Source organism: Marinimicrobium sp. UBA4209, assembly GCF_002381585.1.
Taxonomy (GTDB): domain Bacteria; phylum Pseudomonadota; class Gammaproteobacteria; order Pseudomonadales; family Cellvibrionaceae; genus Marinimicrobium; species Marinimicrobium koreense.
In genome coordinates, this window is the sequence record NZ_DFTP01000057.1 from 425 (window position 1) to 11,830 (window position 11,406).

An 11,406-nucleotide genomic window follows, 5' to 3' on the forward strand; every position below is an offset into this window, starting at 1 on the left:
CGCGAAGCGGTATACCCCGGGCCGAACCGGACGTCATATAACCACCATTACCCATGAAAATGGCCGTAAATTTCCTCCGCCAGGCGTTTGCTGATTCCCGGCACCTTGGCGAGATCCGCCACGCTGGCCTTCTGTACCTCCTGTAGCCCACCAAAATGACGCAACAGCTCCCGACGGCGGCCGGCACCCACCCCTGGCACCCCCTCCAGACTGGACGTGCGCCGCTTCTTGTCCCGCCGCTGGCGATGTCCGGTAATCGCAAACCGGTGCGCCTCATCGCGAATATGCTGTAGCAAATGCAGCGCCGGCGAATCGCTCGACATCACAATCTCTTTACCGCTCTCCGCCCAATACAACGTCTCGAATCCCGCCTTGCGCGTAGTGCCTTTGGCCACACCCAGTAACTGGACATTGTTCACACCCAGCTCCGCCAGTACCGCCTCGGCCTTACCGAGCTGACCTTTACCGCCATCAATAATCAGAATATCCGGCAGCTTGCCCTCGCCTTTCTGCAACCGGGTATAGCGCCGCTGCAGCGCCTGCTCCATGGCCGCGTAGTCGTCACCGGGGGTGATACCGTCAATATTGAAGCGGCGATAATCGGACTTCAGCGGACCGTTGGTATCAAACACCACACAGGACGCCTGGGTCAGCTCACCGCTGCTGTGACTGATATCGAAACACTCCAATCGCTGGGGCATCTCGTCCAGACCCAACGCATCCTGCAGGGCAATAAAGCGGTCCATACTGTTCTTACGGCTGTTTACCCGGCTCGTGAGATTCTGCTGGGCCGCCGTGGTCGCCATTTGCACCCACTGGGAACGATGGGTGCGCACCTTGTCAGTGACCGTCACCTGGCGACCCGAGGCACTCTTGAGCGCCTGGGCAATCAGCTCAGCCTCCGCCACCGGGTGGCTGGTGATAATTTCCCGGGGGATTTCCCGGCCCTCGCTCGCCAGATAAAACTGTGGCAGGAATTCGGTCAGGACATCGGATTCTGAATCCGCCAGTGTCGCCTGCGGATAGTAGCTGCGACTGCCCAGAATTCTCCCCTGGCGAACAAACAACACATGCACGCAGATCAACCCCGCCTGCAGCACGGCGGCCACCACATCCAGATCGCCATACCCCTCTTCAATCAGATTCTGGGACTGAATGGAGCGCAGCGCGGTGATCTGATCTCGCAGCGCCGCCGCCCGCTCAAACTCCAGCGCCTGGGACGCGGCGTCCATCTGGTCCGCCAGCTCCTTCATCAGGGTGTCACTATCCCCGCTCAAAAACATGCGGGTGTGGCGCACATCGTCGGCGTAGTCTTCCGGGCTGATGTAATCCACACAGGGCGCGGTGCAACGTTTGATCTGGTATTGCAGACAGGGGCGCGAGCGGTTTTTGAACACACTGTCCTCGCACTGACGCACCTGAAAGGTTTTCTGCAGAAAATTCAGGCTGTCTTTCACCGCCCCAACATTCGGGTAAGGGCCGAAGTAGTGACCGCGCTTTTTCTTGGAGCCCCGATGAAAACTGATGCGCGGAAAGGTCTCGCCACTGGAGAGAAAAATGTAGGGGTAGGACTTATCATCCCGCAACAGAATGTTATAGGGCGGCCGGTGGGATTTGATCAGATTCTGCTCAAGAATCAGCGCTTCGGTTTCGCTCGAGGTGACCGTCACATCGATCTGACGAATTTTCGCCACCAGGGCCACGGTTTTCGGAGACAGGCCGGAGCTGCGGAAGTAGCTGGACAACCGGTTTTTCAGGTTTTTGGCTTTACCGACGTAGAGCAGCTCACCGCCACCGTCGTACATCTGATAGATGCCCGGTTGTTTGGTGGTGTTGGCTAGGAATTGTTTGTGGTCGAATACATCAGGTGTGTTCATGGGCGGGAAGAATACCACCGGTTGGCGGGGATGTCGTGGTTTGGGTTACGGCGGATGCCGGTCGGTGTGGTTACGGCGGATGCGCTTCGCTTATCCGCCCTACACGGACCACGGCAGTGTGCGTAGGGCGGATAAGGCCGAAGGCCGCATCCGCCGCAACCGCCGTAACCAAATCTAAACCACCGCCTCCGGATCCAGGAAATTGTGCTTCACCGCCAACAAGGTCAACTCCACATCGCTATTGATATCGAGCTTCTCGAAAATCCGATACCGATAGCTGTTCACCGTTTTCGGGCTGACACAGAAAATATCGGCAATATCCTGCACCTTCTGGCCATTGGCAATCAGCATGGCGGTCTGCAACTCCCGCTGGGAGAGTTTCTCAAACGGCGAGGACGTGTCCCCTTCTCCGGCAAAATTTTTCAGGGCCAACTGCTGGGCGATGGCGTTACTCATATAAAGGTCACCGCGAATCACCTTGTTGATGGCGTCGGTAATTTCGGTGAATTCGGCCCCCTTGGTGACGTAGCCGACCGCGCCGGCCTGCATCAGTCGGGTGGGATACAGACTGTCATCGCAGGCGGTGACCGCGATGATCTTCACTTCGGGATTGATCTGCCGCAGTTTTTTGGTGGCTTCCAGACCGCCCATACCGGGCATTTTCACATCCATGAGCACAACGTCGGGCACCAGCACCCGTGCCTTGGTGACGGCTTCCTCGCCGCTTTTGGCATCTCCTACTACATCAAAGCCGTCCACGTCAGCCAGCATGCGCACAATGCCCATGCGAACCAGGTCGTGGTCGTCTACTACCAGAATCTTTGTCAACGTTAGCCCCCAACCCAGCTTTTGGTCCTGACACATTCAATTTTTGTTATGGCGTTTTTTTGGCAAAACGTCTGTTATGGGGTTCCTGACACCGGCGTCCGGTGCACTTTAGCGGGGCGTGAGGGAACCGGTCTCACGCTCGGTCCCTCGAGAGTTGTTGTCGATTACATCCATGCGGTAACGATTAGGTCACGGCGGATGCGGGCTTTGCCCTTATCCGCCCTACGCAACCACCGCAGTCTCCGTAGGGCGGATAAGGGCAAAGCCCGCATCCGCCGTTATTGCGCGAGCCACGGCAGCATCCATTGGGCGGATCGGCCCGACAGATCGGAGCGAAGCGCATCCGCAGAATCAGCCCGTATTATAAACCCCCATCACCCGGCCCAAACACCGTTCGGAAGGTCAGATTGATCCTTGGTCCGACGGCTCGGGCGGTTTTCGCCAGTTGGTGCTGCCAGAAATGCTGGGTGGTTCCGGCCATGACCAGCAGCGAACCGCTGGGCAAATCCAGCCGAACCGGCGCGAGATCCTTGCGGGTTTTGTGCCTGAGCGCAAAGCGTCGCTCCGAGCCCAGGCTGAGTGAGGCAATTACCGGGTTGCGACCCAGCTCCGGCTCATCGTCGGCATGCCAGGCCACACTGTCCTGTCCAGTTCTGTAAAGATTGGCCAAGACGCTGTTAAAGGTCAAGCCCTGTCGCCTCTCAAGCTCGCTTTTTATCGCCTCAAGGGTCGGGGTCCAGGGTTCGGGGTCGAACCGGACGCCAGAATAACGATACGGATGACCCGGGTCACCATACCAGACATCCAGACGGGGCACCGGTATCCGTTTTCCGTGCATCTGAATGTGGGTCTGCTGCCAAGCCAATTCAGTGCGCAGTTGGTCGAACAACCGGCGGGTTTCCTCTGGGGTCCACCAGTTGCGATACAGGCGAACATCGCCGTCCTCCCGGATCAATACCTCCGGTTCAGGGTCCGCCACGTCACCAAATAACGAGGTTTGTTGCGCCGCCATATTACAGAGCCCGGTGTTTCAGCTTTTCGATCTGATCCCGCAGGCGGGCAGCCTCTTCGAACTCCAGGTTCTTGGCGGCCTGGTACATGGCCTGCTCCAGCTTGGCCACCGCCTTGAGGGGATCGCCCTCCTGCTCAACCTCGTAGCGGGCTCGCTTCTCCGCGACAGCCTCTTTGCGCTGACGACGGGCGCCGGACCCGGGTACCGGCCCCGCCTCCATAATGTCGGTCACACTCTTGCGAATACCCATCGGGGTAATGCCGTGTTCCTCATTGTGGGCCAACTGTTTGGTCCGTCGGCGCTCGGTTTCGTCGATCGCCCGTTGCATGGAGCCGGTGACGCGGTCGGCGTAGAGAATCGCCTTGCCGTGCAGGTTCCGCGCGGCCCGGCCGATGGTCTGGATCAACGAACGCTCGGAACGCAGGAAACCTTCCTTGTCCGCGTCCAGAATGGCCACCAGGGACACTTCCGGCATATCCAGGCCTTCGCGCAGCAGGTTGATGCCCACCAATACATCGAACTCGCCCAGACGCAGGTCGCGAATGATCTCCACCCGCTCCACCGTATCGATATCCGAATGCAGGTAGCGGACCCGTACCCCGTGTTCGGCGAGGTATTCGGTCAGGTCCTCGGCCATACGTTTGGTCAGTACGGTAAGCAACACCCGCTCGTCCCGGTCTACCCTCAAACGGATTTCGGACAGGGCATCGTCCACCTGAGTAGTGGCTGGCCGCACTTCGATTTCCGGATCCACCAGACCGGTGGGCCGGACCACCTGCTCCACCACCTGCCCGGCGTGTTCCGCCTCGTAGGGCCCCGGGGTGGCCGAGACAAAAATCATCTGCGGTGCCAGCCGCTCCCACTCTTCAAACCGCAGGGGTCGGTTATCCAGTGCCGAAGGCAGGCGAAAACCGTATTCCACCAGGGTTTCCTTCCGCGAGCGATCGCCCTTGAACATGGCGCCAATCTGGGGAATGGTCACATGGGACTCATCCACAATCAGCAGCGCCTCGTTCGGTAGATAGTCAAACAGCGTCGGCGGCGGCAGGCCCGCGTCCCGGCCGGAGAGGTAGCGCGAGTAGTTCTCCACGCCATTGCAGTAGCCGAGCTCCTGCATCATCTCCAGATCATAGCGCGTGCGCTGCTCCAGGCGCTGAGCCTCTACCAGCTTGTCGTTCTCACGCAGCTGTTTCAGGCGTTCTTCCAGCTCCACCTTGATCTGGTCAATGGCCTCCAACATGCGGCTGCGCGGGGTGACGTAGTGGGATTTCGGGTAGATGGTGGCTCGCGCCACCTTGCCCCGCACCTCGCCGGTCAGGGGGTCGAACACGGAAATCTGCTCCACCTCCTCGTCAAACAGCTCCACCCGGTAGGCGTCGAACTCGGAATCAGCCGGGAAAATATCGATCACATCGCCACGCACCCGGTAGGTGCCGCGCTGGAAGTCCATGTCATTGCGGGTGTACTGCAGCTCGGCGAGACGGCGCAGAATCTGGCGCTGATCCACCTGATCACCCCGCACCAGATGCAGCAGCATTTTCAGGTAGGAATCCGGGTCACCCAGACCGTAGATGGCCGACACCGTCGCCACCACAATGGCGTCCTTACGCTCCATCAACGCCTTGGTGGCGGACAGGCGCATCTGCTCGATGTGCTCGTTGACCGAGGCGTCTTTCTCGATGAAGGTGTCCGAAGACGGTACATAGGCTTCGGGCTGGTAGTAGTCGTAATAGGAGACGAAGTACTCCACCGCGTTGTTGGGGAAGAACTCCTTGAACTCCCCGTAGAGCTGGGCGGCCAGGGTTTTGTTGTGTGCCATAATCAGGGTCGGCCGCTGGGCCTGGGCTATCACATTGGCCATGGTAAAGGTCTTGCCCGAACCGGTCACACCCAGTAGCGTCTGGTGCGCGAGGCCGGCATCGATGCCTTTGGCCAGCCCGGCAATGGCCGCCGGCTGGTCGCCCGCGGGCTGGTAATCGCTCTGAACCACAAACTGCTTGGACATTGAGACGCCTTTTGTACGATCAAAAGAAACATTGTAACGCATACCCTGGTGGTAAATGATGGACGCCATTAAACATTGGTTAAAAACTGAACTGGACACCGACATCGCCCGTACGGAGCCACTCTCCGGCGGCGATATCTGCGATACCGTTCGCATCACTACCACGGATGGACGGGACCTGTGCATCAAACAACAGGCCACCGCACCGGCGGATTTCTTCCTTGCCGAGGCCGCCGGTCTGGAAGCCCTCCGGGCAACCGATACGCTACGGGTGCCGGAGGTGATCACCGCACAGCCCACGTTTATCGCCCTGGAATACATTGCGCACGGGCGTCCCGGTCCAAATTACTGGCGGGACCTGGGCGAAGGGCTGGCCGCCCTGCACCGCCAACCCGCGCCGCACTTCGGCTTTACCATGGACAACTATTGCGGTCGCACCCCGCAACCCAACCCCGCCACCACTGATGGCCACGCGTTCTTCGCTGAACAGCGCCTGATGTATCAGGGGCGGCTGGCGGAAGCGGCGGGGCTTCTCTCCAGCCGGGAGCTGAACAAGCTGGAAACCCTTTGTCGAAAGCTACCTGAACTGATCCCCGAGCAGGCCCCAGCCCTGATTCACGGTGACCTCTGGGGCGGCAATATCCACTGCGATGAAACGGGGAACCCGGTATTGATCGACCCCGCCACCCACTGGGGCTGGCCCGAGGCCGAGCTGGCGATGACCCGACTGTTCGGCGGCTTCTCCGGTGGCTTCTACGAGCACTATACTCAGATGAATGCACTCGACTCCGGGTGGCAGGAACGGGTGCCACTGTACAACCTGTACCACCTGCTCAACCACCTGAATCTGTTTGGTGGCGGCTATCATGCACAAGTAAATCAGATAGTTAGTCGATACACTTAAAGTCGTTTATTTAAAGTGAATTATTTTCACGATCCGACGTATCCCTCAGGGACACCGCTAACAGGAGGCCCCGTATGAAGCAGTACCGTACCGAACAAGACAGCATGGGCGAGGTGCAGGTCCCGGTCAGCGCCCGCTACGGCGCCCAGACCCAGCGGGCCATCAACAACTTCCATATCAGCGGTACCCCCCTGCCCTCGGCCTTCATTCACGCCGTCGCACAGATCAAGAAAGCCGCCGCACAGGCCAATACCGCCCTGGGACTGCTGGAACACCCCCTAGCCGAGGCGATCATCAGTGCCGCCGACGAGGTCATCAAAGGGCACCACGACGACCAGTTTCCCGTGGATGTTTTCCAGACAGGCTCCGGCACCAGCACCAACATGAACGTCAACGAGGTCATTGCGCACCTGGCCAGCGAACGGAGCGGCAAAGCGGTCGGAGCCAATGATCACGTCAATATGAGCCAGAGCAGCAACGACGTCATCCCCACCGCCATTCACCTGAGTGGCGCCCTGGCCCTGAACAACCACCTCCTGCCGGAGCTGAAATTCCTGCACACCACCCTGCTGGACCGGGCCCATGAGCTGGACCAGGTTGTGAAAACCGGTCGGACCCACCTGATGGACGCCATGCCGGTCACCTTTGGGCAAGTGCTGCGGGGCTGGGCCAGCCAGATCGAGAGCAACGAACAGCGCCTGCACCAGAGCCTCGACCAGCTTTGCGCCCTCCCCCAGGGCGGCACCGCGGTCGGCACCGGGGTTAACGCCCATCCGGAGTTCGCCGGCCTCTTCGCCCGGCAACTGAGTGAGAATATCGGCCTGGTCTGCGCACCGGGGGACAACTTCTTTGCGCTCCAGGGGAGCCAGGATGTTGCCGTCGCCGCCTCCGGGCAGCTCAAAACGCTGGCGGTCAGTCTGATGAAAATCGCCAATGACCTGCGCTGGATGAACTCCGGTCCACTGGCCGGTCTGGGGGAGATTGAATTGGAGGCATTGCAGCCCGGGTCGTCCATCATGCCCGGTAAGGTCAACCCGGTGATTCCCGAAGCGGTGGCCATGGCCTGCGCCCAGGTAATGGGCAACGATACCGCCATTACCGTGGCGGGTCAGTCCGGCAATTTTGAGCTCAACGTCATGTTGCCCTTGGTGGCCCACAACCTGCTGTCCAGCATCAAACTGATGGGCAACAGCTGCGAAGTGCTCGCCGAACGCGCCATCGCCAGCTTCACCGTGCGCGAGGAAAACCTTCAGCACGCCCTGGCCCGCAACCCGATTCTGGTGACGGCCCTCAATCCCATTATCGGGTACAACAAGGCGGCGGCCATCGCCAAGAAGGCTTACGCCGAGGGGAGACCCATTATTGACGTGGCGGAGGCGGAGACGGATTTGGGTCGGGAGGAGTTGGAGAAGCTATTGGATCCGGCGAAGCTAACCAAGGGCGGATTACCGGGGTAAATTTGGCCTTGGGATACGGCGGATGCGCTTCGCTTATCCGCCCTACGGATACCGCGGAGCCCTGCGTAGGGCGGATAAGGGCGAAGCCCGCATCCGCCGCAACCCAACCATCCGCACCCACCGAAATTCGCGTTGGGCGGATCGGTCCGACGCCCCGGAATCGAAGGCGCATCCGCCGCAACCCAACCAAAACGCAACACCACACCTTGCCAAACAAAAATTCCCCTCTATACTCACCTAAGTGTCGGAAAATGCGACACTTTTTTGGGCTAAAAATTAAACAATCTGGAGAAAATCATAATGAGTGTGTCAGGCAAGGACTTGTTCTTTTTCGATCGTATGCTGACCCCGAGCATCATTACCGTTGTCTACTGGTTGCTGTTGCTCAGCGTGCTGGTGGGCGGTATCGGCATGATGTTTGGCCAATCGTTTTTCGCCGGTCTCGGTATCATCGTGTTTGGTACCCTCGGTGTGCGTATCTGGTGTGAGCTGTTGATTGTGTTGTTCAAGATTCATCAGAACCTGAAGGCGATTGCCGATAAGCCATAATCGTCACACCAGGTTACGGCGGATGCGGCCGATGAAGCCTCCGGAATTATGCGTAGGGCGGATCGGTCCGACGCCTCGGAGCCGAAGGCGCATCCGCCGTTGCCCAACTCAACGCATCCACCGTAACTCAACCCGCCCCCTACTGCACCGGCAACTGCCGCTTCAACACCTCCGCCAGATGCCGCGTCGCCGGCCCGGCCAACTCCCGGTCGGCAAAAATCAGATAAAGCGCATGCACCCGCTTACTCTCGGTCTCCATCGGAATCAGCTTCAACGTCCCCGCCTCCAGATCGTCCTTCAGGTAAGCTTCGGGCAACCAGGCATAACTCAACCCCAGCCGAATCGCGTGCAGTGACGTTCGAATGTGACTCACCGTCAGGCGCTGCTCGGCCTCTTGCCACCCCTCGGTATACCGTCGATGAATCCCCGAATCCCGCACGATCGACTGCCGGTAGTGGCGCAAATCGTCGTAACTCACCGGACGCCCCAGATGCTGCAGCGGATGGTCCGGGCTGGTCACCCCGCGAAAGGTCACCGACATCAGATACTCGCCATTGAACCCGGCCGGCACTCGCCCGGCGATTGCCACATCCACCTGATGCTGAATCAGCATATCCTCGGTACCGCTCATCACGGACTCGTATAACTCCACCCGGGTGTCCGGAAACTCCCGGGCAAAGGAGGCAATACAGCACAGCACCTGCTCTGGCGGCACAATCACATCCCCCGCCAGACTGACCAGAGGCTCCACCTTGGCAGAGAGCTGAGTCGCAGCCGATTCCAGGTTTTCCGCCTCCATCAGCAGATGTCGGGCCCGCCGGTATAGCACATCACCCGCCGGAGTGGGCACGGCCCGGCGCCCCTGTAGCTCGAACACCGCCACACCCAGCGCGGTTTCCAGCTGGGAAATGGCATAGGACACCGCCGACTGGCTCTTCCCCAGCGCCTCGGCGGCCTTGGCATAGCCACCGGCATCGATCACCGCCATAAAGGCCCGCCACTGATCCAGGCTCACTTTCGGTTCCATAGGCCGTCCCCTCAAAATACAACCAATCAAATAATTCGATCAAACTCTTCCAAATATCGCTATTTATCATTCGCTAGTCAAATCATTTAATAGACCCATCGAGTCAACAGTCTCTAAAGGAGATACTCACATGGCGACATTACTTCAGATCAACAGCAGCCTGTCCGGTGACGACGGCCATTCCAGCGCCCTCAGCAACAAGTTCGTTCAGCGCTGGCGCGAGCACAACCCCGGGGGTAAAGTCATCGTTCGCGACCTGGCCCGCCATCCGATTCCGCACCTGGACGCGGAGCGCCTGCACGCCTTCATCACCCCGGCTGAGAAGCGCACGGCCACCCAGCAGGATATCGTGAGCTATTCAGATCAGTTGATCGACGAGCTCAAGCGCGCGGACGTGATCGTCTTCGGTGTGCCCATGTACAACTTCGGCGTGCCGTCTACGCTGAAAGCGTATTTCGATCACATTGCCCGCTCCGGTGAAACGTTTCGCTACACCAGTAACGGCCCCGAAGGTCTGCTGGAAGACAAGCCGGTGTATATTTTTGCGGCCCGTGGTGGTATTTATCAGGGCACCGATGCGGACTCCCAGACCGGTTATCTCAACACCTTCCTGGGCTTTATCGGCCTGACCAAGACCCACTTCGTCTACGCCGAAGGTCTGGCCATGGGTGAAGACAACCAGAAGAAGGCGCTCTCCAGTGCCGAGCAGGAAATTACCGAATTGGCCGCTGCCTGATACAGCGGCCCAGATCAACGGGCAACAACCCGTCGCAGGTGTCTATGCAACGCCAACTGCAACAACTGATTCCGGCCCTCGCCACCAGCGACGGTGCCGGCGTGCGGATCAAGCGCAGCCTGGGGCAAAGCCAGCAGGCGCGTCTGGATCCCTTCCTGATGCTCGACGAGTTCAACTCCGAGAGCAAGGACGACTACATCGGCGGTTTCCCGTCTCACCCGCACCGCGGCTTTGAAACGGTCACCTACATGCTTGAAGGTCATATGTTGCACGAGGACCACATGGGCAACCGGGGCGACCTGAAAAGTGGTGACGTCCAGTGGATGACCGCCGGGCGCGGCATCATTCACTCGGAGATGCCCCAGCAGGAAGAAGGTCGCATGCACGGCTTTCAGATGTGGCTGAACCTGCCTGCGGCGGAGAAAATGAAGCCGGCGGCCTATCGGGATATTCCCGCCAGCGACATCCCGACCCTGGAGCTGGCCAATGGCGGCAAGGTCAAGGTAATTGCGGGTAGTGTCACTGCCGATGGCAAAACGGTGGAAGGCCCGATCCAGGGGCTGAGCACCGAGCCGCGCTACTGGGATGTGCAGTTGCCCGCAGGTGCCACCTTCGAGCAGGCACTGCCGAAAGGGTTGAATGCGTTTCTGTATGTGTTTGAAGGGGATCTGACCATCGGCGAGCCACCCCGGCAGCTGAAGAACGGCGCCGCCGGTGTGTTGAGCGATGGTGAGTCGCTGACCATCACCGCCGGGGATTCTGGAGCCCGTGCGCTGGTATTAGCCGGCAAACCCATTCAGGAACCCATTGCGCAGTACGGGCCTTTCGTGATGAATACCCCGGAGGAGATCGAGGAAGCGATCAATGATTACCGGGCCGGGCGTTTGGCCGGGTAGTTACGGTAGCATCACGTTCGGTTACAGCGTATGCGTCAGCGTTTTGGTAATGGCGGATACCACGAGAGTTCGCGTAGGGCGGATAAGCCAAAGGCGCATCCGCCGTTGCCCAACT

10 protein-coding genes are annotated in these 11,406 nt (G+C 59.5%); 5 read left to right on the plus strand and 5 right to left on the minus strand.

Annotation, left to right across the window (positions count from 1 at the left end; translation table 11 throughout):
* Nucleotides 1–47: 47 nt before the first annotated feature.
* From uvrC to uvrB, 4 genes are all read right to left on the minus strand, one after another.
* Nucleotides 48–1,877, minus strand: coding sequence for an excinuclease ABC subunit UvrC (uvrC, locus tag B3187_RS08405; protein ID WP_123637335.1), 1,830 nt, complete (start codon nt 1,875–1,877; stop codon nt 48–50).
* A gap of 174 nt (nt 1,878–2,051) precedes the next feature.
* Nucleotides 2,052–2,705: a response regulator gene (locus tag B3187_RS08410; RefSeq protein ID WP_024460115.1), complete on the minus strand. Its 654-nt coding sequence runs from the start codon at nt 2,703–2,705 to the stop codon at nt 2,052–2,054.
* Between the two features lie 361 nt (nt 2,706–3,066).
* On the minus strand, nt 3,067–3,717 hold the full coding sequence (locus B3187_RS08415) for an alpha-ketoglutarate-dependent dioxygenase AlkB family protein (protein WP_286805726.1): 651 nt from the start codon (nt 3,715–3,717) through the stop codon (nt 3,067–3,069).
* Between the two features lies 1 nt (nt 3,718).
* Nucleotides 3,719–5,722: an excinuclease ABC subunit UvrB gene (gene uvrB / locus B3187_RS08420; RefSeq protein WP_286805728.1), complete on the minus strand. Its 2,004-nt coding sequence runs from the start codon at nt 5,720–5,722 to the stop codon at nt 3,719–3,721.
* 55 nt (nt 5,723–5,777) lie between these two features.
* Between uvrB and B3187_RS08425 the strand changes: the two genes are divergently transcribed.
* From B3187_RS08425 to B3187_RS08435, 3 genes are all read left to right on the plus strand, one after another.
* The gene (locus tag B3187_RS08425; RefSeq protein WP_286805730.1) at nt 5,778–6,626 is read left to right on the plus strand and encodes a fructosamine kinase family protein; all 849 of its coding nucleotides are present in this window, start codon (nt 5,778–5,780) and stop codon (nt 6,624–6,626) included.
* Nucleotides 6,627–6,700: 74 nt separating this feature from the next.
* Nucleotides 6,701–8,083 (plus strand): class II fumarate hydratase, encoded by a 1,383-nt coding sequence (locus B3187_RS08430; protein WP_286805731.1) that lies wholly within the window; start codon nt 6,701–6,703, stop codon nt 8,081–8,083.
* A gap of 300 nt (nt 8,084–8,383) precedes the next feature.
* On the plus strand, nt 8,384–8,632 hold the full coding sequence (locus B3187_RS08435) for a DUF4282 domain-containing protein (RefSeq protein WP_123637329.1): 249 nt from the start codon (nt 8,384–8,386) through the stop codon (nt 8,630–8,632).
* A gap of 139 nt (nt 8,633–8,771) precedes the next feature.
* Here the strand turns inward: B3187_RS08435 and B3187_RS08440 are convergent, their stop codons facing one another.
* Nucleotides 8,772–9,659 carry a LysR family transcriptional regulator gene (locus B3187_RS08440; RefSeq protein ID WP_286805734.1) on the minus strand — a complete coding sequence of 296 codons (888 nt, stop codon included), beginning with the start codon at nt 9,657–9,659 and terminating at the stop codon, nt 8,772–8,774.
* 130 nt (nt 9,660–9,789) lie between these two features.
* Here B3187_RS08440 and B3187_RS08445 point away from each other — a divergent pair, with 130 nt between their 5' ends.
* Complete coding sequence (locus B3187_RS08445) at nt 9,790–10,395, plus strand: FMN-dependent NADH-azoreductase (protein ID WP_123637328.1); 606 nt, start codon at nt 9,790–9,792, stop codon at nt 10,393–10,395.
* Nucleotides 10,396–10,439: 44 nt separating this feature from the next.
* Nucleotides 10,440–11,291, plus strand: a complete 852-nt coding sequence (locus B3187_RS08450; RefSeq protein ID WP_286805737.1) for a pirin family protein — start codon at nt 10,440–10,442, stop codon at nt 11,289–11,291.
* The last annotated feature ends 115 nt before the right edge of the window (nt 11,292–11,406 follow it).